General features: G+C 69.0%; 20 protein-coding genes and 4 pseudogenes. 13 read left to right on the forward strand and 11 right to left on the reverse strand.

Going from position 1 to position 25,506, the window contains the following annotated elements:
* Window positions 1–60 precede the first annotated feature (60 nt).
* Window positions 61–279 (forward strand): hypothetical protein, encoded by a 219-nt coding sequence (locus tag ABFB10_RS09900; RefSeq protein ID WP_347166396.1) that lies wholly within the window; start codon window positions 61–63, stop codon window positions 277–279.
* A gap of 136 nt (window positions 280–415) precedes the next feature.
* On the opposite strand, the gene ABFB10_RS09905 is transcribed toward ABFB10_RS09900, so the two are convergent.
* On the reverse strand, window positions 416–976 hold the full coding sequence (locus ABFB10_RS09905; RefSeq protein WP_347166397.1) for a TlpA family protein disulfide reductase: 561 nt from the start codon (window positions 974–976) through the stop codon (window positions 416–418).
* 21 nt (window positions 977–997) lie between these two features.
* Between ABFB10_RS09905 and argH the strand changes: the two genes are divergently transcribed.
* The 5 genes and pseudogenes from argH (at window position 998) to ABFB10_RS09930 (ending at window position 6,947) form a co-directional block, all read left to right on the forward strand.
* On the forward strand, window positions 998–2,386 hold the full coding sequence (gene argH / locus ABFB10_RS09910) for an argininosuccinate lyase (protein ID WP_347166398.1): 1,389 nt from the start codon (window positions 998–1,000) through the stop codon (window positions 2,384–2,386).
* Window positions 2,383–2,523, forward strand: a complete 141-nt coding sequence (locus ABFB10_RS09915) for an argininosuccinate lyase (RefSeq protein WP_347166399.1) — start codon at window positions 2,383–2,385, stop codon at window positions 2,521–2,523. Before argH ends, ABFB10_RS09915 begins: the two co-directional genes overlap by 4 nt.
* Complete coding sequence (locus tag ABFB10_RS09920; protein ID WP_347166400.1) at window positions 2,523–2,831, forward strand: DUF2834 domain-containing protein; 309 nt, start codon at window positions 2,523–2,525, stop codon at window positions 2,829–2,831. The genes ABFB10_RS09915 and ABFB10_RS09920 overlap by 1 nt, the downstream gene beginning before the upstream one ends.
* Window positions 2,832–3,060: 229 nt before the next feature.
* A pseudogene (gene lysA, locus ABFB10_RS09925) lies at window positions 3,061–4,327 on the forward strand (diaminopimelate decarboxylase).
* 39 nt (window positions 4,328–4,366) lie between these two features.
* Window positions 4,367–6,947, forward strand: a pseudogene (locus ABFB10_RS09930) (DUF4175 domain-containing protein).
* 296 nt (window positions 6,948–7,243) lie between these two features.
* Here the strand turns inward: ABFB10_RS09930 and ABFB10_RS09935 are convergent.
* The 4 genes from ABFB10_RS09935 to ABFB10_RS09950 form a co-directional block, all read right to left on the reverse strand.
* Entirely contained in the window at window positions 7,244–7,951 is a 708-nt protein-coding gene (locus tag ABFB10_RS09935) for an NYN domain-containing protein (protein WP_347166401.1), read from the reverse strand.
* A 120-nt stretch (window positions 7,952–8,071) separates the two neighbouring features.
* Window positions 8,072–8,473 carry a hypothetical protein gene (locus ABFB10_RS09940; protein ID WP_347166402.1) on the reverse strand — a complete coding sequence of 134 codons (402 nt, stop codon included), beginning with the start codon at window positions 8,471–8,473 and terminating at the stop codon, window positions 8,072–8,074.
* 69 nt (window positions 8,474–8,542) lie between these two features.
* Entirely contained in the window at window positions 8,543–9,034 is a 492-nt protein-coding gene (locus ABFB10_RS09945) for a GNAT family N-acetyltransferase (RefSeq protein ID WP_347166403.1), read from the reverse strand.
* Window positions 9,031–9,792 carry a potassium channel family protein gene (locus tag ABFB10_RS09950; protein WP_347166404.1) on the reverse strand — a complete coding sequence of 254 codons (762 nt, stop codon included), beginning with the start codon at window positions 9,790–9,792 and terminating at the stop codon, window positions 9,031–9,033. The genes ABFB10_RS09945 and ABFB10_RS09950 overlap by 4 nt, the downstream gene beginning before the upstream one ends.
* 194 nt (window positions 9,793–9,986) lie before the next feature.
* Here ABFB10_RS09950 and ABFB10_RS09955 point away from each other — a divergent pair, with 194 nt between their 5' ends.
* The 3 genes and pseudogenes from ABFB10_RS09955 to serB all read left to right on the forward strand — a co-directional run bounded on the left by ABFB10_RS09955 (window position 9,987) and on the right by serB (window position 15,268).
* On the forward strand, window positions 9,987–12,452 hold the full coding sequence (locus tag ABFB10_RS09955) for a mechanosensitive ion channel domain-containing protein (RefSeq protein ID WP_347166405.1): 2,466 nt from the start codon (window positions 9,987–9,989) through the stop codon (window positions 12,450–12,452).
* A 187-nt stretch (window positions 12,453–12,639) separates the two neighbouring features.
* Window positions 12,640–14,296, forward strand: a pseudogene (locus tag ABFB10_RS09965) (Y-family DNA polymerase).
* 114 nt (window positions 14,297–14,410) lie between these two features.
* A complete protein-coding gene (gene serB, locus ABFB10_RS09970; RefSeq protein ID WP_347166407.1) occupies window positions 14,411–15,268 on the forward strand; it encodes a phosphoserine phosphatase SerB in 858 nt (285 codons plus the stop codon).
* Window positions 15,269–15,351: 83 nt separating this feature from the next.
* On the opposite strand, the gene ABFB10_RS09975 is transcribed toward serB, so the two are convergent.
* Window positions 15,352–16,347: an asparaginase gene (locus tag ABFB10_RS09975; RefSeq protein WP_347166408.1), complete on the reverse strand. Its 996-nt coding sequence runs from the start codon at window positions 16,345–16,347 to the stop codon at window positions 15,352–15,354.
* A gap of 168 nt (window positions 16,348–16,515) precedes the next feature.
* On the opposite strand from ABFB10_RS09975, the pseudogene ABFB10_RS09980 reads away from it, so the two are divergent.
* Together ABFB10_RS09980 and rlmN are read left to right on the forward strand one after the other, a co-directional pair.
* A pseudogene (locus ABFB10_RS09980) lies at window positions 16,516–17,047 on the forward strand (invasion associated locus B family protein).
* 215 nt (window positions 17,048–17,262) lie between these two features.
* Window positions 17,263–18,453 (forward strand): dual-specificity RNA methyltransferase RlmN, encoded by a 1,191-nt coding sequence (gene rlmN, locus ABFB10_RS09985; RefSeq protein ID WP_347166409.1) that lies wholly within the window; start codon window positions 17,263–17,265, stop codon window positions 18,451–18,453.
* Between the two features lie 43 nt (window positions 18,454–18,496).
* Here rlmN and ABFB10_RS09990 read toward each other — a convergent pair whose 3' ends face one another.
* The 5 genes from ABFB10_RS09990 to xylB are packed head-to-tail and all read right to left on the reverse strand — an operon-like array spanning window position 18,497 to window position 22,649.
* Window positions 18,497–19,198, reverse strand: coding sequence for a GntR family transcriptional regulator (locus ABFB10_RS09990; protein ID WP_347166410.1), 702 nt, complete (start codon window positions 19,196–19,198; stop codon window positions 18,497–18,499).
* 60 nt (window positions 19,199–19,258) lie between these two features.
* Window positions 19,259–19,864, reverse strand: coding sequence for a 2-dehydro-3-deoxy-6-phosphogalactonate aldolase (locus tag ABFB10_RS09995; RefSeq protein WP_347166411.1), 606 nt, complete (start codon window positions 19,862–19,864; stop codon window positions 19,259–19,261).
* Entirely contained in the window at window positions 19,861–20,766 is a 906-nt protein-coding gene (locus tag ABFB10_RS10000) for a 2-dehydro-3-deoxygalactonokinase (RefSeq protein ID WP_347166412.1), read from the reverse strand. The genes ABFB10_RS09995 and ABFB10_RS10000 overlap by 4 nt, the downstream gene beginning before the upstream one ends.
* Window positions 20,763–21,185 (reverse strand): hypothetical protein, encoded by a 423-nt coding sequence (locus ABFB10_RS10005; protein WP_347166413.1) that lies wholly within the window; start codon window positions 21,183–21,185, stop codon window positions 20,763–20,765. The genes ABFB10_RS10000 and ABFB10_RS10005 overlap by 4 nt, the downstream gene beginning before the upstream one ends.
* A 12-nt stretch (window positions 21,186–21,197) precedes the next feature.
* Complete coding sequence (gene xylB / locus ABFB10_RS10010) at window positions 21,198–22,649, reverse strand: xylulokinase (RefSeq protein WP_347166414.1); 1,452 nt, start codon at window positions 22,647–22,649, stop codon at window positions 21,198–21,200.
* A gap of 482 nt (window positions 22,650–23,131) precedes the next feature.
* Between xylB and ABFB10_RS10015 the strand changes: the two genes are divergently transcribed.
* Window positions 23,132–23,914, forward strand: coding sequence for an HAD family hydrolase (locus ABFB10_RS10015; RefSeq protein WP_347166415.1), 783 nt, complete (start codon window positions 23,132–23,134; stop codon window positions 23,912–23,914).
* Window positions 23,915–23,918: 4 nt separating this feature from the next.
* Complete coding sequence (gene ggpS, locus ABFB10_RS10020; RefSeq protein ID WP_347166416.1) at window positions 23,919–25,421, forward strand: glucosylglycerol-phosphate synthase; 1,503 nt, start codon at window positions 23,919–23,921, stop codon at window positions 25,419–25,421.
* Window positions 25,422–25,506: the final 85 nt, after the last annotated feature.

Here is a 25,506-nt window from a genome sequence, read left to right on the forward strand (position 1 = left end):
GTAATTCCGCCCAGTTTGCCCCTGTCGGTGGGGGCCGACGACCCGGAGCGACAAGACGACATGCGCACCCTGTTCCTGGCCCTTGCCTTGGCCATCCCGGCATCGCTGGCTTACACGATGAGCCCCTTTCGGGGGGATGCGTCAGCCGTGGAACAGCGTGTCGCTCCGGGTCCCGATTGCCATCCGCCCGCCACGGAAACCGATACCGGGGCCGCGCCCGAACCCGAGGTCGAACCCGCGCCGGTGATCTACCGCCCGGGCATGCTCAGACAGGTCTAAGACCGCTTCTGCCCTGCGGCCGGGTTTCACAGCGGCATGGCTCTGCGGGGACCAAAGGCCCGTCCCGCGTGGATCGTGATCTGGTCGAAGGCCCGCGAGCCGGGGGCCGCCCGGACCGCAAGGCCCGGGGGTTTGTTCACGATCCCGCGCCGGTCAGCGCCGTCAGCATCGCGCGGGCCTCGTCCGAGGCCCAGTCGGCCTCTCCGGTCAGGCGGGCGACTTCCTCGCCCTCGGGGTTCAGGATCAGCGTCACCGGCAGGCCCAACACGCCCATGGACCGCGCCAGCGCCGATTGCGGATCACGGTGCAGCGGCAGGTTGTCGACGCCGATTTCCTCGAAGAAGTCCTGCATCTTGGCGGGCGCGTTGCGCGAGGTGGCGATGGTCACGACCTCGAAGGTCTCGCTGCCCATGTCGGATTGCAGCGCCGAGAGCATCGGCATCTCTTTCTTGCAGGGCGCGCACCAGGTCGCCCAGAAGTTCACCACAACCCATTTGCCCTGCCAGTCGGCCAGCGTCAGCGGCTTCTCGTCGAAGGTGATGAAACCCGTATCCGAGGCCGGGTCGGGGTCGCTGTGCCAGACCAGCTTCTTCATGTCGCCCGTGGCAGAGGCCTTGGCGGCCTCGACATCGGCCAGCGCCGGGTTTGCAAGCGCCAGTGTGGCGGTATAGAGCAGCGCGTGAACCAGCTTATTCATTTGACCTCCGAAGGACAGGGCATGTCGAAGACCTCGAACCAGATGTGGGGCGGTCGCTTTGCCGCCGGACCGGACGCGATCATGGAGGCGATCAACGCCTCGATCGGGTTCGACAAGCGGCTCGCGGCGCAGGATATCGCCGGGTCGAGGGCCCATGCCGCCATGCTGGCTGCCACGGGCATCCTCAGTGATAGCGATGCCGAGGCGATCCGGAAAGGATTGCTCACGGTCTTGTCAGAAATCGAGGGCGGAACCTTCGAATTCTCGACCGCGCTGGAAGACATTCACATGAACGTCGAGGCGCGGCTGAAAGAGGTCATCGGCGAACCGGCGGGCCGCCTGCACACGGGCCGGTCGCGCAACGATCAGGTGGCGACCGATTTCCGCCTCTGGGTACGCGACCAGCTGGACGCCGCCGAGGCCGGGCTGGAGGCGCTGATGAAGGCGCTGCTGGCGCAGGCCGAGGCCGGGGCCGACTGGGTGATGCCGGGCTTCACGCATCTGCAGACCGCGCAGCCGGTGACATGGGGCCACCACATGATGGCCTATGTCGAGATGTTTTCGCGCGATCTGTCCCGGGTCCGCGATGCCCGCAAGCGGATGAACGAATCGCCGCTGGGCGCCGCCGCGCTGGCCGGCACCGGCTTTCCCATCGACCGCCAGATGACCGCCGAGGCACTGGGCTTCGCCGCGCCCATGGCGAACTCGCTCGACGCGGTGTCGGCGCGCGATTTCGCGCTGGAGTTCCTGTCGGTGGCCTCGATCAGCGCCATGCACCTGTCGCGCTTCGCCGAAGAGCTGGTGATCTGGTCCTCGGCGCAGTTCCGCTTTGTCACCCTGTCGGACCGCTTCTCGACCGGCTCGTCGATCATGCCGCAGAAGAAGAACCCCGACGCGGCAGAGCTGATCCGCGCCAAGATCGGACGGATCTTCGGGGCCAATGTGGCCTTGATGATGGTGATGAAGGGGCTGCCGCTGGCCTATTCCAAGGACATGCAGGAAGACAAGGAGCAGGTCTTCGACGCCGCTGACAACTGGATGCTGGCGCTGGCCGCGATGGAGGGCATGGTCCGCGACATGGCCGCCAATGTGCCCGCGCTGGAGGCCGCCGCCTCGGCGGGCTTCTCGACCGCGACCGACCTGGCGGATTGGCTGGTGCGCGAAACCGGGCTACCCTTCCGCGAGGCGCATCACGTCACCGGGACGCTTGTGGCCATGGCCGAAAGCCGCGGCTGCGACCTGCCGGACCTGACGCTTGCGGATATGCAGGGGGTGAACGGGGCGATCACCGAGGGCATCTTCGACGTGCTGGGGGTGCACAACTCGGTGGCCTCGCGGGTCAGCTACGGCGGCACGGCGCCCGCGCAGGTGCGCGCGCAGGTGGCGCGCTGGAAGGAGATTCTGCAATGAAACGGCTTGGACTGATCCTTGTCATGGTCACGCTTGCGGCCTGCGGCGCCGATGGCGAACCGGAGCGCCCCGGGACGGGCGAGAAGGCCGGTGTCACGGTGACCGGCACCGCCAAGGTCGGCATCGGCAGCCGCTGATGCTGCGGCATCTCTGGCTGGCGCTGGCGGTCTGGGGTGCGGTGCATCCGATGGCCTATTTCCTGCGCTGGCTGTCCGCCAACGGCTGGGACCTGCCGGGGTTGGTCGACGCGTGGTTCGTCACCGACGCCACGCGCGGGCTGACCTCGGATCTGACCATCGCCGCGGTGACCCTGACGCTGTGGGTGCTGGCCGAGGTCGCGGTGCGCCGCAACTGGGTGGCGCTGCTGGCGATCCCTGCGACCTTCTGCATCGGTGTCAGCTGCGGCTTGCCGCTGTACCTGTGGTTCCGGTCCCGGCCGGTCTGATCCCGTGTCAGCCCGCGCGAGATGAGGGGGGCTCTGCCCCCCGGCCTTCAGCCTCCCCCCCGCGGTATTTTCGGACCAGAGAAGGGCGACGCGCGCGAGAGTTTCCGGGCGATTTGTAACGCATGGCACGTCGAAGGCCTTGTTGCGGGGTGACCGCAAGCCCGCGAAATCGGGGGTTTTGCGGCCCGGGGCTTTGCGGTAGAGCGGCGCGTGTTTCCAGGAGGGCGCAATGGATCATTTCATCTACCGGGGCGGGCAGCTTTGGGCCGAGGACGTGCCGGTGGCCGAGATCGCCGAGCAGGTGGGGACCCCCTTTTACCTCTATTCCACCGCGACCCTCGTGCGGCATTTCCGGCTGTTCGATGAGGCGCTGGCCTGGGGGCCGCATCTGGTCTGCTATGCCATGAAGGCGGCTTCGAACCAGGCGATCCTGAAGACGCTGGCGGAGGAGGGCGCCGGGATGGACGTGGTCTCTGGCGGGGAATACGCCCGCGCCGTGGCGGCGGGCGTGCCGGGTGAGCGGATCGTGTTTTCCGGTGTCGGCAAGACCGAGGGAGAGATCCGCGCCGCCCTGCAGGGCGGCATCCGCCAGTTCAACGTCGAGAGCGAGCCGGAGATGCGGGCGATTTCGCGCATCGCCACGGCGCTGGGGGTCGAGGCGCCCATCGCGCTGCGGGTGAACCCGGATGTGGATGCCAAGACCCACGCCAAGATCGCCACCGGCAAGTCCGAGAACAAGTTCGGCATTCCCATCGCCAAGGCGCGGGCCGCCTATGCCGAGGCGGCCTCGCTGCCCGGGCTGAAGGTGGTGGGGATCGACGTGCATATCGGATCCCAGCTGACGCAGCTGGAGCCCTTCGAGCAGGCCTATCGCAAGGTCGCCGAGCTGACCGAGGTGCTGCGCGCCGATGGCCACGAGATCACGCGGCTGGATCTGGGCGGCGGGTTGGGCATTCCCTACACGCGGTCCAACGAGGCGCCGCCGCTGCCCACGGATTACGGTGCCATGGTGCAGCGCACCGTCGGCCACCTGGGCTGCGAGATTGAGATCGAGCCGGGGCGGCTGATCGTCGGCAACGCGGGCATTCTGGTGTCCCGCACGATCTACGTGAAAGAGGGCGAGGGGCGCAATTTCCTGATCCTCGACGCGGCGATGAACGACCTGCTGCGGCCCGCCATGTACGAGGCGCATCACGACATCGTGCCGGTGATCGAGGCGGCGCCGGGTGTCGAGATGGCGCCCTTCGACGTGGTCGGCCCGGTCTGCGAAAGCGGCGACACCTTTGCGAAGGGCCGCGACCTGCCGCCGGTCAAGGCCGGGGATCTCGTGGCGTTCCGCTCTGCCGGGGCCTATGGCGCGGTCATGGCGAGCGAGTACAACTCGCGTCCGCTGGTGCCCGAGGTGCTGGTTCGAGCCGATCAATTCTCGGTCATTCGCGCCCGGTACGACCTTTGACGAGATGATAAACCGCGATACGATCCCTGCATGGCTGTAGGGTATCCTCCTTGCAGGCATCCAGCTTGCGAGGAGCGACATGGCCCCTGACCGCGCCACGACCGACCGTCAGACCTCCGCACAGGGAATTTTCCGCACGCTTCGCTGGCCGCTGGCGCTGACGCGCGCCGGCATGGTGGCGGAGCGCGGAACCCGGGCCTTCTGGCCGCTGTGGTCCCCGGCATTCGTGGCGCTGGGTCTGCTGATGCTGGGGCTGCAGGATGAGGTCGCCGTGGAATGGGTCTGGGGCGCCGGGCTTGCGCTGCTGGCCGGGGCCGCTTGGGCGCTGTGGCGGGGGCTGCGGATGTTCCGCTGGCCCACCCGCGGCGAGGCGCTGGCGCGGCTTGACCGGACGATGCGCGGCAACCCCATTCAGGCGGCGCTGGACAGGCAGGCCATCGGCGCCGGGGACGCGGCCTCGCTGGCGGTCTGGCATGCGCATCAGTCCCGCATGCGCGACCGCCTGAAAGGGGCGCGCGCGGTCGAGCCGGACATGCGGGTCGCCGCGGTCGATCCCTTTGCGCTGCGCTACCCGGCGTTGCTGGTGCTGTCGGTGGCGATCCTCTTCGGGTCGCTGATGCGGGTGCAATCCGTGACCTCGATGGGCGCGGGCGGGCCGGATCTGGCGCAGGGCCCGGCCTGGGAAGGCTGGATGCAGCCGCCGTCCTACACGCGCCTGCCGACGGTCTACCTGAACGACATCACCGGCGTCCTGTCGGTGCCCGAGGGCGCCGAGATCACCCTGCGCATGTATGGCGAGGTGGGCGCCCTGTCGGTGGCCGAGGATGTGTCGGGCCGGGATCTGAGCGAGGCCGAGGCGCAGGACACGGCGCAGGATTTCGAGGTGCTGCGCTCTGGGCAGGTGGCCGTTGACGGCCCCGGCGGGCGGGTCTGGCAGATTGCCATGGTGCCCGACGAGGCACCCTCGGTGCGGCGCGAGGGCGAGATCGAGACCAGCTACGAGGGCGAGGCGCAGATACCCTTTGCCGGGACCGACGACCATGGCGTGGTTGCGGGCGTGGCGCGGATCGCGCTGGATCTGGAGGCGGTCGACCGGCGCTATGGCCGTGCCATCGACCCCGAAGCGCGCCCGGTGATCGAGGTGCCCCTGCCGATGCCGGTCACCGGCGCCCGGTCCGAATTCACCGAAACGCTGGTGGCCAATTTCTCGGAACATGCACTGGGCCAACCTGCCGGTGCGGCTGGAGCTTGGGGTCGAGGACGGGCGCGGCCAGCGCGGCCTGTCGGAACCGGAGTATCTGACGCTGCCCGGGCGGCGCTTCTTCGACCCGGTCGCGGCGGCGGTGATCGAGCAGCGGCAGGCGCTGTTGTGGAACCGCCTGAATGCGGAGGACATCGCGGTGACCCTGCGGGCGGTGCTGAACCGGCCCGACGAGCTGTTTCGCAAGGACATGATGGCGCTGCGGACGCGGCTGCTGATGGAGCGGATCGAGACGCTGGCGCCCTACGGCTTTACCGACGCCCAGCAGGAGGAGATCGCCCGGGCGCTCTGGGATCTGGCGCTGGAGATGGAAGAGGGCGACCTGGAGGACGCGCGCCAGCGCATGCAGCGCGCGCAGGAGCGGCTGGAAGAGGCGATGAAGAACGGCGCCTCGGAGCAGGAGATCGCCGAGCTGATGCAGGAGCTGCGCGAGGCGACACGCGACTACATGCGCCAGCTGGCGCAGGAACAGCAGCGCCAGCGGGAACAGAACCCCGAGATGCAGCAGGGCGGCAACCCGCAGGACATGGTGGAGATGTCGCAGGACGACATCCAGCGCATGATGGACCGCATCCAGGAGCTGATGGAAGAGGGCCGCATGGCCGAGGCCGCCGAGGCGATGCGCCAGCTGCAGGAGATGCTGGAGAACATGCAGATCACCCAGGGGCAGGGCCAGGGCGGGCAGTCGCCGGGCGAGCAGGCGATGGAGGGCCTGTCCGAGACGCTGCGCGACCAGCAGGAGCTGTCCGACGAGGCGTTCCGCGACCTGAACCAGGGCCAGCAGGGCGGGCGTCCGCCGGGTCAGCAACCGGGGCAAGAGCCCGGCCAGCAACCCGGTCAGGGGCAGGGTCGGGATCGCGCCGAAGGGCAGCCGGGTCAGGGCGGCGAGGGGTCGCTGGAGGACGGGCTTGCCCAGCGTCAGCAGGCGCTGCGGGATGAACTGAACCGCCAGCGCCGGAACCTGCCGGGGCAGGGCAGCGAAGCCGGAGAGCGCGCCGGGCAGGCGCTGGAGCGCGCTGAGGGAGCCATGGACGGGGCCGAACGGGCGCTGCGCGACGGCGACCTGGCCGAGGCCATCGACCGCCAGAGCCAGGCCATGGAGGCGCTGCGCGAGGGCATCCGCAGCCTTGGCGAGGCCATGGCCGAGCAGCAGCAGGAGCAGCAGGGCGGCGGCCAGCAGGGCTTTGCCGAGGGCGGCGACCCGCGCGAACAGCGCGATCCGCTGGGCCGCGATTCCGGCAACTCGGGGCGGGTCGGCACCGACGAAGGGCTGTTGCAGGGCGAGGACGTCTATCGCCGGGCCGAGGAGCTGCTGGGCGAATTGCGCCGTCGGTCGGGCGACGCGGACCGGTCGCAGGAGGAACGCGATTACCTGGAAAGGCTGCTGGACCGGTTCTGAGACGCGCCCGCGTCGCCGGGCCACCGCGCGGTGGCTTTGCGGGATTTCAATGTTCCCCCTCCCTACCGCCCTCTACCCTATGGTGAGTCGGTAAAGCATTCGTGGACGCCCGTTGTCCCGGAAGAGGGGGCTCTGCCCCCGCGCCTGCGGCGCTCCCCCGAGGGTATTTGGAAGACCAAAGAAGAGGGGGCGGCGCGGCCTTCGGCTGGACGCGGGCTGCTGCGGGGGTGGTCGCAGCGCAGTTGGTCCGAAGGCCCGGCAGGATCTTCGTGTCGCGGCAGGAGCGGCGGGAGGCCTCAGTCCACGCGCCGCACCAGAAGCTGGTTGCCGGAGGAGGATTTTCGGGTCTCGAAGACCTTCAACTCGCCCACGAGGTCGGAGAGCTTGCGCTTGCCGTAGGTGCGCGTGTCGAAATCCGGGTTTGCCGCCGTGATCACCTGGCCGATGTCGCCCAGGCGATACCAGTCGTCGTCCTGTTCGATTGCATCCATCGCCTTGAAGATGAGGTCGCGCACCTCGGTCAGGTCGTGCTTCTTCTTCGGCTTCGCCTCGGTGCCCTTTTCGGGTGCGCTGTCGAGGTTTTCCAGGAAGATGAACCGTTTGCAGGCCTTTCGGAAGGCATCCGGGGTCTTTTGCATGCCCATGCCGAAGACATCGAGACCCTGTTCGCGGATGCGGCTGGCCAGCCGGGTGAAGTCGGAATCCGACGAGACCAGCACGAAGCCGTCGAAGCGGTCGCGGTGCATCAGGTCCATCGCGTCGATCACCAGCGCGATGTCGCTGGCGTTCTTGCCGACGGTATTGGCGGGCGAGTGGTGCGGCACCAGACCGAATTCCGCCTGCACCTTGTTCCATCCCGACATCTGCTGGCTGGAAAAATCGCCGTAGCACCGGCGGACCGAGGCCTCGCCCAGTGTCGCGATCTCGTCGAAGATCGCCTTGGTGTAGCGCGGCGATGTATTGTCGGCGTCGATCAGGACCGCCAGGAGCTTGCTGTCTGCCATGTGGCCTCCGTTGTTGGTGCCTTCCTAACCCGGCGGGGCCGCGGATGCGAGGGCCGGGTTGGGAAACGACAAAGGCCGGGGACAATCCCCGGCCTCGCGTCGTTCAGGTTCCGGCGCCGATTACATCTCGGGCAGCACGGTGCAATCGACCACGCCATCGGTCAGGCTGGCATAGAGCGGTTCGAAGGTTTCCATCGAGCCGGTCACCTTCATCGAGCCGTCGGTGATCATGTCGCCGACCAGCGGGGTCACCAGCTTGTTGCCGCAGATCGACATGCTCATCTGGGCGCCCGGGTTGGCGGCCACGGCCTCGGTCAGCCACAGCGCCGCATCCGGTGTCAGGTCGACGCCGAGGGTCGGGCCTGCGGGGGTCGCCTCGAGCTCGCTGAGAAGAACCTCCTGGTTCGAAACCTCGCGCGACATCTCGCCGACGTTCAGGGTCAGGTAGGGCGCCTGCTGGGCGGCAGCGGCGGTTCCGAGGATCATGGCAGCGCCGACGATGGCGGTTTTGGTCAGGGTCATGGGGTCAGTCCTTTCGTCACAGGTTCTGCACGCCAACGCCCTGCCGGGGCTGAAAGTTCATTTGCGCGGTCACAGTTCCTTGAACATCACCAGAGCATCCACGCGGCCCTTGTCCGGATGCCGGAAGGCGCCGGGCAGGCGGTCGACGGTCTGGAACCCGGCGCGCTGCCATATCTCAATGGCCCGCGTGTTGGTGGCCACGACAAAGTTGTACTGCATGGCGGCGAAGCCCTGCCGCCGCGCCTCGTCCAGCGAGGCATCCAGCATCCGCCGCGCCACGCCGCGCCCGCGGGCCGCCCCGGTGGTGCAGTATCCGGCATTGCAGACGTGGCTGCCGTTGCCGGGCTGGTTGGGCCGCAGGTAGAAGCAGCCCAGCGGCTCCCCGGCCTCTTCGGCGATCCAGACCCGGGCGGTCTCGGGCCAGAAATAGGCCAGCCCGCCCGCGATCCCGCCGTCGGGGTCGGCGCAGAAATAGGCGCCGCTTTCCACCGTCGGGCGGATGATCTCCCAGACCAGCGCATCGTCGGCGCCGCGTGCCGCTTCTCTCAGGGTCAGGCTCATAGCTGGCCCTCCGTTTCGATGTTCATGACCTTGCCGCAGTGCTTGCAGTGCACCGCGTCGGCATCGTGCAGCACAAGCCCGCAGCGGGTGCAAGGCACGCGCAGTTTGTCGGGCCGGAAGAGCACGGTCACCAGCCGCAGGAACAGGGTGATCCCGAACAGCATCACCACAACCGAGATCATCCGCCCCAGCGTGCCCTGCAGGGTGATGTCGCCAAAGCCGGTGGTGGTCAGGGCCGTCACGGTGAAATAGAGCGCATCGGCAAAGTTGCGGATCTGCGGGTTGGTCAGGTGCTGGGTCGCGTAGACCAGCCCGGTCATGATGAAGATGAAGACCGACAGGTTCAGGACGGCAAGGATGATGTCCTCGTTGCGCCGGAAGTAGGGGAAATCCTGCCGCAGCCGTTCCGACAGTTGATAGGTATGCAGCAGGCGCAGCGTCCGCAGCACGCGCATGAAGCCCAGCCCCTCGCCCGCCAGCGGCGCAAGAAAGGACACGATGGCCACCATGTCCGCGACAGTGTTCAGCCGGGTCAGCAGCCGCCAGCGGTTGGTCGAGATCCAGATCCGCGCGGAGAAATCGGCGAGGATGACGATGCCGAAGAGCACGTCGATGGTTTCGACCACCGGCCCGTGGTTCGAGAAGGAGGTCAGGATCACATAGAGGATCGTGACCACGTCGAAGGCCAGAAGCGCATAGCGGAACCTGTGCGCCGCGTCGCTGTCTCCGGCATAAAGGCCCCTTATCCGGTTGCGCATCGCGTTATCCTGATGTCGTTTGGGCTGAAACTGGCAGAAACCGCCCCTGTCGCCAAGCTTTGGCTGGTATCCGGCCTGCCCCGGGCTATGTCCGCGCTGGACAGTGGGGCGCAGGGCCCCGGGCCGGTCGCATGCTTCCGCAGGCAGAACACCGGGGCGCCCCTGCCGGGCAGAACGACAAGACACGTGGTGACATGACGATATTCAGATTTTGGCTCCTGACGCTGGTGGCGCTTGTGACGCTGGCGCTGGGGTCCCTCTCGCCTTCCGGCGCCTTGGCTCAGGACGCAGAGGCGACGCCGCCGCCGCCCAGCAGCCTCGATCTGCTGCTGGACGTCATCGAGGATGACCAAAGCCGCGCCGCGCTGATCGAGGAGTTGCGCGCCGCGCAGCAGACGGCGGAGAAACCGGTTGGCGACGGGGTCGTGGATGCCCTTGCCGGAGAGCAGGCGCCGCCGCCCGAAGCGCTGTCCTTCAGCCGCCGCATTGCCCTGATCACGCAGGAGGTGGCGGAAAGCTCTGCCGCGCGTCTGGCCGCGCTCTGGGCGCAGCTGAACACCATCCCCGCTGTCTTCGACGGCTTCAGCGGCAACGAGGCCGGTGTGCTGGTCGAGGCGCTGCAACAGCTTGCGCTGATCATCGTCGTGACGGTGGCGGTCTATCTGGTGCTGCGGCGCATGGGCAAGGCGCTGTACCGGCGCATGGGGGCCAGCGCGGCGGAAAGCGGGGTGGTCCGGACGGTCATGCTGTTCCTTGCCTCGGGGCTGATCGACGCGCTGATCGTCGTCGTCGCCTGGGCCACCGGCTACCTGATCGCCACGCTGTTCCTGGGCAACTTCGGCGAGATCGGCATTCGCCAGACGCTGTATCTCAATGCCTTCCTGCTGGTCGAGATGGCCAAGGTCGTCATGCGCATGGCCCTGTCCCCCAGCGCCCGCGACCTGCGCCCGCTTCCGGTTTCGGACGAGGCGGCGGCCTATCTGGCAAGCCGGCTGAACTGGATCATCAGCCTTGTCGGCTATGGCCAGCTTCTGGTGGTGCCGATCCTCAATGCCAATGTCTCGCTGGCCGCCGGTCGCGCGCTCTCGGCGCTGGTGGCGCTGGTGGTCGTGGCGATTGCCATCTGGATGGTGCTGCGCAACCGCAGGCCGGTGGCCGAGTGGCTGCAGCGCGGCGCGCAGCCCGTCCACCACCACGCGGCAGAGCAGCACCTTGCCCAGACCGGAACCCCCGCGACGGTGACCGAGGACGGGATCGTGGTCGAGGAAGGCGCCGTCCTGACGGAACGGGCGGTTGCGGCGGATGGCTCTGTCCTGGCCGAGGGGCCGATGCCGGCAGAGCGCCGCCTTTCCACGGCGGAGGCGCCGGAGACCGAGGACACGCCAGAGGAGTTTCCGATGGCAGAGCCCGAAGCCGACGCCGAGCTGGACCAGCGGCGCGGGGGCGCGCTGGGTTTCCTGATGCGGCACTGGCACTGGCCGGTGCTACTGTATCTGGTGGTGATGCTGATGCTGGTGCTGGTGCAGCCCGCCGATGCCGCCTTCCGGTCGCTCATGAACTCGGGTCAGGTGCTGGTGGTCATCCTGCTGGGAATCACCCTGTCGGGTATCCTGACCCGCGCCATGGTCCGCGGCGTGCAACTGCCCGAGGCCGTGAACGCCCGCCTGCCGCTTCTGGAGCGGCGGCTGAACACCTTCGTGCCCAAGGCGCTTTTCGTGCTGCGGGCGCTGATCTTCGTCGGCGTGGTCGCCATTGCGCTGAACGCCATCAACCTGATCGACCTGCGGGCCTGGATGGCCAGCCAGATCGGGTTGCGCCTGACCGGCACGATCTTCTCGGTCGGCGCGGTGCTGCTGGTCGCCTTCATCATCTGGGTCGCCATGACGTCCTGGGTGGATTACCGCCTGAACCCCGAGTTCGGCACCGTCGCCACGGCCCGGGAAAAGACCCTGCTGACGCTGGCCCGCAACGCCTTCACCATCGCGCTTTTCGTGATCACGCTGATGTTCGTGCTGTCCGAGATCGGGCTGGACATCGCGCCGCTTCTGGCCTCTGCCGGGGTGCTGGGCCTTGCCATCGGTTTCGGCGCGCAGAAGCTGGTGCAGGACATCATCACCGGCATCTTCATCCAGTTCGAGAACGCGATGAACGTGGGTGACGTGGTGACGGCGGGCAGCACCACCGGCGTGGTGGAAAAGCTGACGATCCGCTCTGTCTCGCTGCGCGACGTCAGCGGGGCCTATCACCTGATCCCCTTCTCCTCGGTCGACATGGTGTCGAACTTCATGCGCGATTTCGGCTATTTCGTCTGCGACATGGGCGTGGCCTACCGCGAGAACATCGCGGATGTGAAACAGGCGATGCACGATGCCTTCGACATGCTGCGGGCCGACCCCGAGCAGGCCGCGAAGATCATGGACGAGCTGGAATGGTTCGGCGTGAATGCCTTCGGCGACAGCGCCGTCGTGGTGCGCGCCCGGATCAAGTGCGAGCCGGGCACGCAGTGGGGTGTGGGGCGCGCATACAACGGCTACCTCAAGCAGGTCTTCGACGAGCGCAACATCGAGATCCCCTTCCCGCATCAGACCATCTTCCTGGGCGAATCGAAGCAGGGCGCGACTCAGCCCTTCCACGTCCGCACGGCCCCGGAAGAAAGCTGAGGTCTGCGGTCAGACGCTGTCTGGCGCCCCCCGCAGAGGTCTGCGGGGGGCGCTTTCCGTCTGGGCGGCCCGGGCGGGCTGGCCGCCGGCAGAGGGCCGTGCGGCGCAGAAGGCGCGCAGAGCGGACTCGACTCGGCCCGTATCGACATTGTAGAACGTAAAGTGAACATATGCTGTCGATTCCCGCATGCCCGCCCGCCGTATCCTCTCGCTCTGGTTTCCCCGCCTCGGTGCCGAACGCCTGATCCGGGCAGAGCCGCACCTGGCCGAACTGCCCTTTGCCACGGTGGACGAGGATGGCCCGGCGCAGGTGCTGGGGTCGCTGTCGCTGGCGGCCTCGCAGGCGGGGCTTTATCCGGGGCAGCCGCTGCGCGACGCCTACGCCATGTGCGCCGACCTGCTGACGCGGCCCCGCGTGGCGCATCGCGAGGCCGCCTTCCTTGGCACGCTGCACCGCTGGGCGGGCAAGTTCTCGCCCTGGGTTTCGGCGGAGCCGCCCGCCGCGCTGGTGATCGACCTGACCGGTTGCGCGCATCTCTTCGGCGGCGAAGAGGCGCTGGCCACGCAGGTGGTGCAGGATTGCGCCGACCTCGGGCTGACGGCGCGGGTGGGCATCGCCGACACGCTGGGCGGGGCATGGGCGCTGGCGCGCTACGCGGGGGCACGGCCCGGGACGGCGCGCACGGGCGATGCCATCGACCGAGGAGGCGCCCGCCACCCGCGCCCGCGCCGGCAAGCGCCGCCACTGGGAGCGCGGTGGCGCCACCCTGCCCCCGGCGGTGCGGGCCACCGGCGCGGGCACCATCGCCCGGCCCGGAGAGACCTGGCGCGCGCTGGCGCCGCTGCCGGTGGCGGCCCTGCGGCTGGACGCGGCGACCTGCGAACAGCTGAACCGGCTGGGCCTGCGCCGGGTGCAGGACCTGCTGGGGCTGCCGCGCGCCAGCGTCACCCGCCGCTTCGGGCGCGGCCTTCTGGACCGGCTCGATCAGGCGCTGGGCAGCGCGCAGGAACCGGTCTCTCCGACCGCGCCGCCCCGGCGCTTTGCCGTCCGCCTGACCCTTCCCGATCCGATCGGGCTGGAAGAGGACGTGACAGAGGCGCTGCGGCGGATGACAGAGCGTCTGTGCACCCTTCTGACGGGGCAGGGGCGTGGCGCGCGGGTGCTGCGGGTCGAGGCGCACCGCTGCGATCATGTCATGCAGTGGCAGGTGGTGACCGCCGCCGTGGCCAGCGCCGAGGCGGCGCGGCTGATGGATCTCTTGCGGATGCGGGTCGGGGCCTTCGACGCGGGCCCGGGCATCGACATGCTGCGGCTGGAAGCGGTGCAGCACGAGCCGCTGCACGCCCGCACCGCCGCCGGCCACCTCGAGGCAGCGGCCCAAGGCGCCCGGCGCCCGGCGGGCGGTGCGGCGCTGGAGGACCTGATCGGGCGGCTCGGCGCGCGGCTGGGGATGGAGGCGGTGACCCGCCGCCACCCGGCGCAAAGCCACATCCCCGAGAAGGCCGCGCAGGTGCTGGCGGCGGCATGGTCGGCCCCGGCGCCGGACTGGCCCGCGCCGCCGGGGCCGCGCCCGCTGATGCTCTGGCCGCCGGAACCGGTCATGGCGCCCGACGTGCCGCGCCCGCCCGAGCGGCTGCGCTGGCGCCGCCGCGACTGGCGGGTGACGCAGGCCACCGGGCCGGAACGCATCCTGCCGGAATGGTGGTTCGACGACCCGGAGTGGCGCAGCGGCCCGCGCGACTACTGGCTTGTGGATACCGATCACGGGGAACGGCTGTGGCTGTACTACGCCCATGGCGACAGGCTGTCCCCGGGCTGGTTCTGTCAGGGCAGCTTCGCCTGACCCGGGCGCCGGATTTTCGAAAATCCGGGCAAATGTCTTCGAAGACATTTGGCGCTCTGGTCAAGCGGGGCGCTTGATGCCAAAACCGCGCCGAAACCGGCAAAGGGACCGCCCATGTTCATCGTATCGCTGATCGCCCGGCCCGGCGGGCTTGATGCCGCCCTCGTCGAAAGCCTCCGCAACGCCTGCGGTGGCGGCACCGTGGACTGGCTGGCCCCGGACGAGGCGGCGGAATTCCCGGTCGCGACGTGCCCCGCCGAGTTCGACCGGCTCCGCGCAGAGGTGGCCGATATGGCCGACCTGAACCTCGTGGCCGCCGAAGGGCGCCGCAAGCGGATGCTTCTGGCGGATATGGACAGCACCATGATCCAGCAGGAGTGCATCGACGAACTGGCCGAAGAGGCCGGGGTGGGCGCCCATGTCAAGGACATCACCGCGCGGGCGATGAATGGCGAGCTGGATTTCGAGGGCGCCCTGATCGAGCGGGTCGCCCTGCTGAAGGGCCTGCCCGAGGCGGTCATCGACCGTGTGGTCGAGACCCGCATCACCCTGATGCCCGGCGGTCGGACCCTGCTGGACCGCATGCATGCGGAAGGCGGGCACTGCGCGCTGGTCTCGGGCGGGTTCACCGCTTTCACCGGGCGGGTCGCGGCGCTGCTGGGCTTCGACGAGAACCAGGCCAATACCCTGCTGGTCGAAGACGGCCTGCTGACCGGAGAGGTCGGGCGCCCGATCCTTGGCCGCGAGGCCAAGGTGCAGGCGCTGGAGACGATCACCGCGCGGCTGGGCCTCACCCCCGCGGAGGTGCTCGCGGTGGGCGACGGGGCCAACGATCTGGGCATGCTGGGCCGCGCGGGCATGGGCGTCGCCCTGCATGCCAAGCCCAGCGTTCAGGCGCAATGCGAGTTGCGCGTGAACCACGGCGACCTGACCGCGCTGTTGTACCTGCAGGGCTACATGCGCGACTGGTGACGGCCTGCGGGCGCGCGGTGCCCGGTGCCGGTGGCGGAAATCGCGCCGATTTCCGGTGCGAAGTCTTCGAAGACTTCGCGCGTTCAGCCGAAACGGTCCGCCGTGCGGATCTCGCCCGTCACCTGGCCGTCCCAGTTGCGGATCGGCGGGTTCAGGAAGCGCGCGACATCCGGGTGGCCGGCCTCCAGCACGCCCAGCCGGACCAGCAGCGCCGCCACCGCGCATTCCGAGGCGCGGGTCGCCCCGTCGGCGATCTTCAGCGCCAGCCCAAGCCCGCGCTGCGGCAGGATCGCCACAAAGACCCCCTCGGCCCCGGTCTTGATCGCCACCGGCTCTGAGGCCGCGCGCATCAGCAGCGTGCAGGCGCGGCCCTCTCCGGCCACCAGATCCGGATGCGCGATCATGGCCTCGACCAGTGCGGCGCTGGCCTGCTCTGCCGCCCCGGCCCGACCGGCGGCCCCTGCCATGCGCGCCATGGCCCGCGCCAGCCCGGCCACGGTTGTCGCGAAGTTCGGGGCGGAACAGCCGTCGATCCCGAAGCCGGGGCTGGGGGCGCCGGTCATGTCCTCGAAATGCGCCCGGCAGGCGCGTTGCACCGGATGCTCGGGCGCCACGTAATCCGGCCCGGTCCCCAGATGCCGCGCCAGCGTCAGAAAGCCGGTGTGCTTGCCGGAACAGTTGTTGTGGATCCGCCCGGGCCTCTGTCCGGTGCGGATCATCTCGAACCGCAGGGTCTTGTCGCGTGAGGGTTCGGGGCCGCAGCGCAGATCCTCGGCTCTCAGGCCCAGCCGCTCCAGCCATGTGCCGACCTCGGCCACATGCAGAGGCGCGCCCTGATGCGAGGCACAGGCCAGCGCCAGTTGGCGCGGCCCCAGCCCCGCCGCTCGCGCCGCGCCCGAGGCCACCAGCGGCAGCGCCTGCAGCATCTTGGCGGCGCTTCGCGGCAGGATCACCGCATCCGGGTCGCCCCAGGCCTCGACGATCGTGCCGCCGGAATCGCAAACCACGGCATGTCCGCTGTGGCGGCTTTCGACAAAACCGCCGCGATGAATTTCGACCATGGGATGGGGGCCGGTCATAACATGCACCTCACGCTTGAGCGATAATCTGCCAACAGGGCTTTCACGCCCCGGTTTTTTCAGGCTATTGTCCCGCCGTCGAGACACAATGCCCATATACCTCAAACGCCATGAAAAGGCGGGCAAGGGGCAGAGAAAATGGGGCACAGTCAGCTGGAGGCTGCAGAAATGATTTCAGGACTTGGGCGGGTCTTGGGTGCGTGTGTGCTGGCGCTCGGTGCAGGCATGGCATCGGCACAGGACTCCAGCACCAACCGCGTCGATCTCGATGACCGACTGGTCTGTCTTCGAAGGCAACGATCCGCGCGAATGCTGGGCGGTGACCACCTACAAGGAAAGCGTCAACACCAAGGACGGGCGGGTTGTCGCCGTGACGCGGGGCGAGATCCTGCTGATGGTCTTCCACCGTCCGGGGGCGGGTGTCAGCGGTCAGGTCGCCTTTACCGGCGGGTATCCCTTCGCCAGCGGGTCTACGGTCGAGCTGGATATCGGCGGCACCACCTTCGAGCTTTATACCGAGGGCGAATGGGCCTGGCCGGCCACGCCGCAGGACGACGCGCGCCTGATCACCGCGATGAAGCGCGGCGCCGATGCCGTGGCCACCGCCCGGTCGAGCCGGGGCACCACGACGAAAGACACCTTCTCGCTGCTCGGCTTCACCGCCGCCGTCGAGGATGCCGCGCAGCGCTGTTCCAGCTAAGAGCGCCTGTGCCGCGGTGAACCATCATCGGACAGGGGTGTCCGAGCGGTGCATCGCCAGCCAGACCGATCACGGGTCCGTCGAACGACTGCGGACCCGCCGCACCAGACCAGGCCAGTTTGCGGGCGTGTCACCATGACGCGCCCGTTGATGCCGTTTCCCTGAAGCCCCAAATGGTGTATACGCGCCGCTTCTGAACCCGGAGACTCGCTGCCGTGACCGCCGAAACACCCATCACCCAGGACGTCCTGACGATCCCCCGCAAGCTGCCCGAGGGCGAAAGCGGCAAGGTCAACCTGATCGGGTTGACCCGCACCGCCCTGCGCGAGGCGCTGATCGAGGCGGGAACGCCCGAGAAGCAGGCCAAGATGCGGGTCAACCAGATCTGGCAGTGGCTCTATCACTGGGGTGTGCGCGAGTTCGAGGCGATGACCAACCTGGCCAAGCCCTACCGCGCGCTTCTGGCCGAGAAATTCACCATCGACCTGCCGGAAATCGTGTCGAAGCAGGTCTCTGCCGATGGCACGCGCAAGTACCTCGTCCGCATCGCCGGCGGGCACGAGGTCGAGGTGGTCTATATCCCCGAGACCGATCGCGGCACGCTGTGCATTTCCAGCCAGGTCGGCTGCACGCTGACCTGTTCCTTCTGCCACACCGGCACGCAGAAGCTGGTGCGCAACCTGACCGCCGGGGAAATCGTCGGCCAGATCATGCTGGCGCGCGACGATCTCGACGAATGGCCCGCGCCCGGCACCGGCACGGGGGACAACGGCCCGCGCCTGCTGTCCAATATCGTGCTGATGGGCATGGGAGAGCCGCTGTACAACTTCGACAACGTGCGCGACGCGATGAAGATCGCCATGGATGGCGAGGGCATCGCCCTGTCGCGCCGCCGCATCACGCTGTCGACCTCGGGCGTGGTGCCCGAGATCGCCAAATGCGCCGAGGAAATCGGCTGCCTGATGGCGGTCAGCTTCCACGCCACCACGGACGAGGTGCGCAACAAGCTGGTGCCGATCAACAAGCGCTGGAACATCGAGCAGCTGCTGAACGCGCTGCGCGAATACCCGCGCCTGTCGAATTCCGAGCGGATCACCTTTGAATACGTGATGCTGAAGGACGTGAACGACACGGACGCCGACGCGCGGCGGCTGGTGAAGCTGATCCAGGGCATCCCGGCCAAGATCAACCTGATCCCCTTCAACGAATGGCCCGGCGCGCCCTACCAGCGGTCGGACTGGGAGCGGATCGAGCGTTTCGCCGATATCGTGCACAAGGCCGGGTACGCCTCGCCGATCCGCACGCCCCGGGGCGAGGACATCATGGCCGCCTGCGGCCAGCTGAAGTCCGCCACGGAACGCGCCCGCAAGTCGCGGGCTCAGATCGCGCAGGACGCCGGTCTCTGACCGCCTGCGGGCTTTGCGACGGGGGGCGCCGCGTCCGGGCGGATCAGCCTGCGGGCGCGGGCGGCTGCTCCGTTTCATCCGGTTCTTCGGGCAGCGGCTCCGGTTGCAGGCGCGCCATCATGCGGGTCTGCGCCATCTGCCACAGCGCCCGCATCGCCTCTGCCGCCTGCGCGGGGTCCTGCGCGGTGATCGTCTGCACCAGGATTTCCTTCTGCGCCAGAAGCTTGCGCAGCTGCTTGCGGTCCTTCTTGCCCGAGGTTTCGAAGACCGGGGCCGACAGTCGGGTGTAGTCGATCAGCACGCGGGTCAGGGCGGGGCGCAGGTAGGGATTGGCGGTCATCTCCCCGATCTGATGCAGCAGCGCGTGGGTCGCCAGCGCGGCGGCGGTCGCGTCGTCCGCCTCTGTCGCGACGCGGATCGCTGACAGCGCCTCTTGCAGGGCCTCCGCCTGCTCGGGCGCGCCTTCGGTGCTGGCCAGCCGTGCCGCCGTGGCCAGCAATCCGGGTGCGGTCTGGAAGAAGGCGCGCAGGCTGGCCGCCTCCATCCCCGCCACCCGGGCGCCCCGATGTTTCTGCGCGCTGGCATAGCCCTCGGAGACAAGGCCTTGCAGGATCTCGCGCAGGGGCGTGCGCGACAGGCCGAATTCCTGCGCCAGCCGCGTTTCGTCCAGCTCTGCGCCCGGCGCCAGCGCCTGCGACAGGATGCGGGCCTTCAGCGTGCTGTGCGCTTCGGTCTTGCGGTCCATGGCTTTTCCTTTGCATACGGCCTGCATTCAGCATGCATCCTGCATGCAGCGGGTCAAGCCTCAGGCAAAGGCGGCATCAAAGGCGGCAACCATCTCTGTCGCGCGGGCCGCGACCTCGGCCACCGGGCGGCCCGGCTTGTAGAGGTTGGACCCGATGCCGAAGCCGGTGATCCCGGCCCTGCGCCAGTCGGCGAAGTTCTCGGGGCCGACACCGCCCACGGCATAGGTCGGCGCCTCGGCGGGCAGCACCGCCTTCAGCGCCGAAAAGCCGTCGAGGCCCAGCTTGAAGGCGGGGAAGAATTTCAGCCCGTCGGCGCCGTTGCGCAGCGCGGTGAAGGCCTCTGTCGCGGTGAAGACGCCGGGGTAGGACAGCAGCCCCGCGCCCTTGGTCGCCACGATCACGCGCGGGTTGCAGTCGGGCGACACGACCATCCGCGCGCCGATCTGCGCCAGCTGCAGCACGTCCGCCGGGTCCAGCACCGTGCCCGCGCCGATCACCGCGTCGCTGCCCGCGACGGCGATCATCCGCGCGATGCTGTCGAAGGGCTGCGGAGAGTTCAGCGGCACCTCGATCCGGGTGATGCCGGCGGCGATCAGCGCCTCGGCCATGGGCTCCGCCTCGTCGGGGGTCAGCCCGCGCAGGATGGCGATGATGTCCCGGGTCATGTCTTGTCCTTTCCGGTGCGCGCGGCTTTCAGCCCCGCCAGCGTGATGTCTTCGGCGGCGACGCTGCGCGCCTCCGCGCCCTGCGCGGTCAGCGCCGCGAGGTAGTTTCTTGCCAGCGCGTCCTCGCCGAGGATCACCACCGGCTGGCCCAGCCAGTAGGGCCGCGCCGCCGCCAGTTCCGCGCCGATCAGCAGGCCCGACAGCCGCGCCCGCGACACCCCCGCGCCGGTGCCGTTCAGCAGCCCGTCGGCGCGCAGGGTGAAGAGGTCGGACAACAGCCGCCCGGGCTTGGACAGCGCGTCCGACACCGCCGCGTCGAAGGCCGCCGCGTCCCAGTCGTCGCCGCCGGTGGAATGGCGCAGGACCGAGTGTTTGGTCAGCAGCGCAAAGACCTCGCCGGTCATGAAGGTGCGGAAGGACACGATCTCGGACGCGCTGACATGGGCCCATTTGCAATGCGTCCCGGGCAGGCAGAGCACCCCGTCAAAGCCCGGCTCCAGCGCGAGGAAGCCGCCGATCTGGGTTTCCTCGCCGCGCATCACGTCGGGCGGCTGGGCCTGCGACAGGCCCGGCAGGATGCGCACCGACAGGCGCGGGTCGGCGGTCAGGATTTTCATGGCGGCGGTGGGCGCGGGGCAGGGCACCTTGGCATAGGGCACCTCGGCCCAGCCCTGCCGCGCGCCCGCCATGCCGCAGATCAGCACGTCGGTCACACCCTCGCCCAGGGTGTCACCGACAAGGTCCAGCAACGCCGATTCAAAGGCATCGGGGGCCAGCCCGCCCATGCCCCTGTCCGAGGTCAGGCGGCGGATCACCCGGTCCTCTGCGTCCATCAGCCAGACCCGCAGATGCGAGGTCCCCCAGTCGGCGGCAATCCAGGCCACCGGCGTTTCTGTCGTCATGTCTTTCCCCCGTCTGCGTTCCGGTCGTCGTCCTGATTGCCGCTGTCCACGGCCCTGCCGCCATCCCGTCCCGTCCCGATCTGAAGCATGGCCCTGACGCGCGCAACACGGATATCTGTCTGGCCGCTGCGGTTGAGCCCCGGACAGGCCGCTTCCCGCCCCGACTTGGGCCGGGCATTGGCGGCTGGGCTGTTGGTCCCTGCGTCGCGCGCCGTCCCGGGCAGCGGCGTCATCGGGCCATTGGACCGCTGGCGCGCGCTCTCGACCAAGGCGGGCCATTGCGCGGCGCGGCCCGGGTGCAGGCCCTCGCGCCCGAGCAGCCGCAGGTGCGGCGCCAGCCGCGCGGCATTGACGGCCAGTGCCGTCCGGGCGCTGGTGGTTCCGGCCTTGTCAAAGCCTGCGTGAAGGATCCGCCGCACCGTCGCCCCTCCCTACTGGATGGCGCGGATGGCGGGATAGGCGGCGCGAAACTGCCGGTGGGCCGCCGCGCAGGCCTCGACCAGGGCGGGCTCGGGGTCGATCTGCGTGGCGGTGCCGGGGGCAGTCATGACCTGTTCCGGCGCGGTGCCGGCCTCGGCACAAAGCGCCAGCCGCGCGGCCCCCAGCGCGGCGCCGAATTCGGCATCCGCAGGCAGCACAAGGGGCAGGCCGAAGGTGCTGGCAATGAGCTTCAGCCAGTAGCGCGAGCGCGCCCCGCCGCCGATCGCCAGCAGGCTGTCCAGCCGCGCACCGGTGCCCTGCAGCGCATCCAGCGAGTCGCGCAGGCCGAAGGCCACGCCTTCCAGCACGGCACGGGTCAGGTCGTCGCGCGTGGTGCCCGACCCCAGCCCGGTAAAGCTGCCGCGCATGGCGGAGTCGTTGTGGGGCGTGCGCTCGCCGCTGAGGTAGGGCAGGAAGCGCACGGGACCGGGGGCCCTGACCGTCTCGCCCAGCGGCGCGGTCAGCTCCGCCGGGGTCGGGCCGGTGATCGAGGACAGCCAGTTCAGGCTGTCGGTGGCCGACAGCATCACGCCCATCTGGTACCAGCGGCCCGGAACGGCGTGGCAAAAGCTGTGGATCGCGCTGGCCGGGTCGGGCGCATAGCCGTCCCGCGCCGCCAGCAGCACGCCCGAGGTGCCGAGCGAGACGAAGCCCTGCCCGTCGGCCAGCGCGCCGATCCCGCAGGCGGCGGCGGCGTTGTCCCCGGCGCCGCCCGCGACGGTCACCGGACCGTCCAGCCCCCAGGTGCGGCGCAGCGTCTCGCGCAGGGGTCCGGCGGCCTCTGATCCCTCGACAAGGCGGGGCATCTGATCGCGGCGCATGCCCCCGGCGCGCAGCAGCGCGTCCGACCAGTCGCGCGCGCCGGTGTCCAGCCACGCGGTTCCGGCGCTGTCGGACATATCCGCGACATGCAGGCCGGTCAGGTAGAGGTTCAGGTAGGCGGCGGGCAGCAGCACCTTGGCGACGCGCGCAAAGATCTCGGGCTCGTGTTTCCGCACCCAGGCCAGCTTGGGCGCGGTAAAGCCCGGAAAGACGATATTGCCCGAGGTCTCGCGCAGGCCCGGCGTGGCATCCAGCGCCGCCGCCTCTGCGTGTGCGCGGCTGTCGTTCCACAGGATGCAGGGCCGCAGGACCGCGTCCGAGGCATCGAGAAGCGTGGCGCCGTGCATGTGGCCCGCCACCGCGATGCCGCGCAGCGCGGCAAAGGCGGGCTGAGTGCGGCGCAAGTCCTCGACCGCCCCTTCCAGCGCCGCGATCCACAGGGCCGGGTCCTGCTCGGACCAGCCGGGGTGCGGGTGCGACAGGCCGTAGTGCCGTTCAACCGAAGCAAGGGGCGCGCCGCCGTCGTCGGTCAAAAGGGCGCGCAGGCCCGAGGTGCCCAGATCGATCCCCAGATAGCTCATGCCCCGCGCTCCCCGATGGCTGCGCCGCAGGCTGTGATGCAGCCCGCCGGGGCGCAACTGCCCCGCGGGTCCGCCGCCTGCCGCGTTTCGGACGATGTTACCCCTAACATCCCCTTTCGCAGGCGGAAAGGCGGGGCTTTGCAAGGGTTTCGCTGCGCTGCGGCAATTTTGCCTTGACCCCCGGGCACGCGGGCCTACCCTTTCGTCATGGGTCAGACGCCTTGACCCGCCTCGGGGGCCGTGCAGTCCTCGGGTCATCGCCGCGCCGGGCACCTGCCGTGCCCTCGCCCCGCACACGGGCCGGACCTTCCGGCGGGCTGCGCGTCATTTGCCCTGTCAGCCCGCCCCGAGCCCCCGAAAGGAGCTCTCATGAAGGATTGCGCACCCAAGTCCGCGCCCCCCGATCCCTTGCACCCTGCCGCGCCCGGCCTGTCGCGGGCGCATCCCCTGCCCGAGATGCCGCTGCCATTCGGAGAAAACCGATGACTGTCCATGCCTCCCCCCGTCCCGTGATCGCCGACCGCCGCATGGTTCTGGCGACCGACCTCGACGGCACCTTCCTTGGCGGGACCGACGATGCCCGGGCACGGCTGTACCGGTGGATCGAGGAGAACCGCGCCTCTGTCGGGCTGATCTTCGTCACCGGGCGCGACCCGGCCTTCATCATGCAGATGTGCCGAGAAGAGGGGCTGCCCTGGCCGGAATACGTGGTGGGTGACGTGGGCACCACCATCGCCGAGGTCCGCCCCGATGGCCATGTCGATCCGATCCCGGCACTGGAACAGGATATCGCGGACCGCTGGGGCGAGGCCGGGCCGCAGGTCGCCGCCCTGCTGGAGGGGCACCCGGGCCTGACGCTGCAACCCACCGCCTTTCGCTACCGGGTCAGCTATGACCTCGACGCGGCGGGTTTCGATCCTTCCGCCAAGCAGATCGTCGCGGATCTGGGCCACGACTGGCTGATTTCCGACAACCGCTATTTCGACGTCTTGCCGCGCGGGGTGTCGAAGGGGCCGTCCATCCGGCGGCTGGTGCAGTACCTGAACATCCCCGAGCCACGCGTGCTCTGCGCCGGGGACACGCTGAACGACCTGTCGATGCTGGTGTCGGGCCTGCCCGCCGTCGCGGTCGGCAATTCCGAACCGGCGCTTCTGGCGGAACTGGCGGGCCACCCCACGGTTTACCATGCGGAAGCCCATGGCGCGGCGGGCATCATGGAAGCCATCGCCGCGCTCGACCTTCACGATATCCCGAAAGGAGCCTGACCCCATGCCGTCCGATCTGGTCATCGTCTATCACCGCCAGCCCTACGAAGAGGTCGCGGTGAACGGCAAAACCGAATACCGCGAGAACAAAAGCCCGAACGGCATCGTGCCGACGCTGAAAAGCTTTTTCGGGCGCGTCGACAAGGGCGCCTGGGTGGCGTGGAAAGAGGCCGCCGACCCGGCCAATCCCGGCTTCGAGCGGGTGATCGAGATCGACGACCAGCACGGCAAATACACCGTCTCGCGCCTGCCGCTGACCAAGGAACAGGTCAGCAGCTTCTACCACGTCTCGTCGAAAGAGGCCTTCTGGCCGATCCTGCACGGCTTCAAGGAGCGCTACAATTACGACCCCGTCGACTGGCCGACCTTCCGAGAGGTGAACTGGGCCTTTGCCGAGGCCGCCGCCGCCGAGGCCGCGCAGGGTGCCGTGGTCTGGGTGCACGACTACAACCTGTGGCTGGTGCCGGGCTACCTGCGCACGCTGCGGCCCGACGTGAAGATCAGTTTCTTCCACCACACGCCCTTCCCGGGCGCCGATATCTTCAACGTGCTGCCGTGGCGCAAGGAGATCCTCGAATCGCTGCTGTGCTGCGATGTCGTGGGCTTCCACATCCCGCGCTACGTGAACAACTTCGTCTCTGCCGCGCGCTCGCTGCTGGAGGTCGAGACGCTGAAGCGCCAGAAGGTGAAGCCCGAGATGACCACCGAAACCTCGGCCCTGTCGGAACAGTCCGTGGTCACCGACCTCGACTATCAGGGCCGGACCGTGCGGCTGCAGGCCAGCCCGGTCGGCGTGGACGTGGATTACATCGAGACGCTGGCCCGCAGCCAAGAGACCGAGGCCCGCGTGCAGCAGATCCGCGCCGAGAAGGGCGAGGCCAAGCTGATCCTCTCGGTCGGGCGCACGGATTACACAAAGGGCGGCATCGAGCAGCTCGAAAGCTTCGAGCGGCTGCTGGAATCGAACCCCGAGCTGCGCGGCACGGTGCGGCTGATGCATGTTTCGGTCGCCGCCAACGCCAACATGACCGCCTATGTCGAGATACAGGAGGCGCTGGAGGCCATCGCGGGCCGCATCAACGGGCGCTACGGCACCTTCGAATGGCAGCCGGTGGCGCTGATCTCGCGCCCGGTGCCCTTCAGGGATCTCGTGGCCTATTACCGCGCCGCCGAGGTCGCCTGGATCACGCCGCTGGCGGACGGGATGAACCTTGTCTGCAAGGAATACTGCGCGGCGCGGACCGACGGCGACGGCGTTCTGGTGCTGTCGGAATTCGCCGGGGCGGCGGTGGAACTGGGCGCGGCGGTGCCGACGAACCCCTTCTCTCACAAGTCCATGGACAGCGCGATTCTCTTCGCCCTTCAGCTGGACGAGGCCGAACGCCGGGGGCGCATGGCGGAGAATCGCGAGATCGTGGCCCGGCAGGACGTGCGTTTCTGGGCCGAGGATCAGATGAAGGGCTTCGACAAGAGCCTTGGCGCCGGACGCGGCCTTGCCGCCGAATAGCGCCGTCACACCCCGGCGGGACAGCGGCGATATCGGGATCGGCGCGCGATCGGCATAGGGGAAACGCCGCGCCGGGCCTGTGCAT

The sequence above is a fragment of the Ponticoccus litoralis genome, from assembly GCF_039769985.1.
Taxonomy (GTDB): Bacteria; Pseudomonadota; Alphaproteobacteria; order Rhodobacterales; family Rhodobacteraceae; genus Ponticoccus; species Ponticoccus litoralis.

Bases quoted from the DNA above. Each gene is read 5' to 3' on its own strand.
- ABFB10_RS09950 (WP_347166404.1), bottom strand. From the start codon at position 9,792: ATGCGCAACCGGATAAGGGGCCTTTATGCCGGAGACAGCGACGCGGCG.
- ABFB10_RS09955 (WP_347166405.1), top strand. From the start codon at position 9,987: ATGACGATATTCAGATTTTGGCTCCTGACGCTGGTGGCGCTTGTGACG.
- argH (WP_347166398.1), top strand. From the start codon at position 998: ATGTCGAAGACCTCGAACCAGATGTGGGGCGGTCGCTTTGCCGCCGGA.
- ABFB10_RS09900 (WP_347166396.1), top strand. From the start codon at position 61: ATGCGCACCCTGTTCCTGGCCCTTGCCTTGGCCATCCCGGCATCGCTG.
- ABFB10_RS09920 (WP_347166400.1), top strand. From the start codon at position 2,523: ATGCTGCGGCATCTCTGGCTGGCGCTGGCGGTCTGGGGTGCGGTGCAT.
- ABFB10_RS09975 (WP_347166408.1), bottom strand. From the start codon at position 16,347: ATGACCGGCCCCCATCCCATGGTCGAAATTCATCGCGGCGGTTTTGTC.
- ABFB10_RS09935 (WP_347166401.1), bottom strand. From the start codon at position 7,951: ATGGCAGACAGCAAGCTCCTGGCGGTCCTGATCGACGCCGACAATACA.
- ABFB10_RS09905 (WP_347166397.1), bottom strand. From the start codon at position 976: ATGAATAAGCTGGTTCACGCGCTGCTCTATACCGCCACACTGGCGCTT.
- ABFB10_RS09915 (WP_347166399.1), top strand. From the start codon at position 2,383: ATGAAACGGCTTGGACTGATCCTTGTCATGGTCACGCTTGCGGCCTGC.
- ABFB10_RS10000 (WP_347166412.1), bottom strand. From the start codon at position 20,766: ATGACGACAGAAACGCCGGTGGCCTGGATTGCCGCCGACTGGGGGACC.
- ggpS (WP_347166416.1), top strand. From the start codon at position 23,919: ATGCCGTCCGATCTGGTCATCGTCTATCACCGCCAGCCCTACGAAGAG.
- ABFB10_RS09940 (WP_347166402.1), bottom strand. From the start codon at position 8,473: ATGACCCTGACCAAAACCGCCATCGTCGGCGCTGCCATGATCCTCGGA.
- ABFB10_RS10015 (WP_347166415.1), top strand. From the start codon at position 23,132: ATGACTGTCCATGCCTCCCCCCGTCCCGTGATCGCCGACCGCCGCATG.
- ABFB10_RS09995 (WP_347166411.1), bottom strand. From the start codon at position 19,864: ATGACCCGGGACATCATCGCCATCCTGCGCGGGCTGACCCCCGACGAG.
- ABFB10_RS09945 (WP_347166403.1), bottom strand. From the start codon at position 9,034: ATGAGCCTGACCCTGAGAGAAGCGGCACGCGGCGCCGACGATGCGCTG.
- ABFB10_RS09990 (WP_347166410.1), bottom strand. From the start codon at position 19,198: ATGGACCGCAAGACCGAAGCGCACAGCACGCTGAAGGCCCGCATCCTG.
- serB (WP_347166407.1), top strand. From the start codon at position 14,411: ATGTTCATCGTATCGCTGATCGCCCGGCCCGGCGGGCTTGATGCCGCC.
- xylB (WP_347166414.1), bottom strand. From the start codon at position 22,649: ATGAGCTATCTGGGGATCGATCTGGGCACCTCGGGCCTGCGCGCCCTT.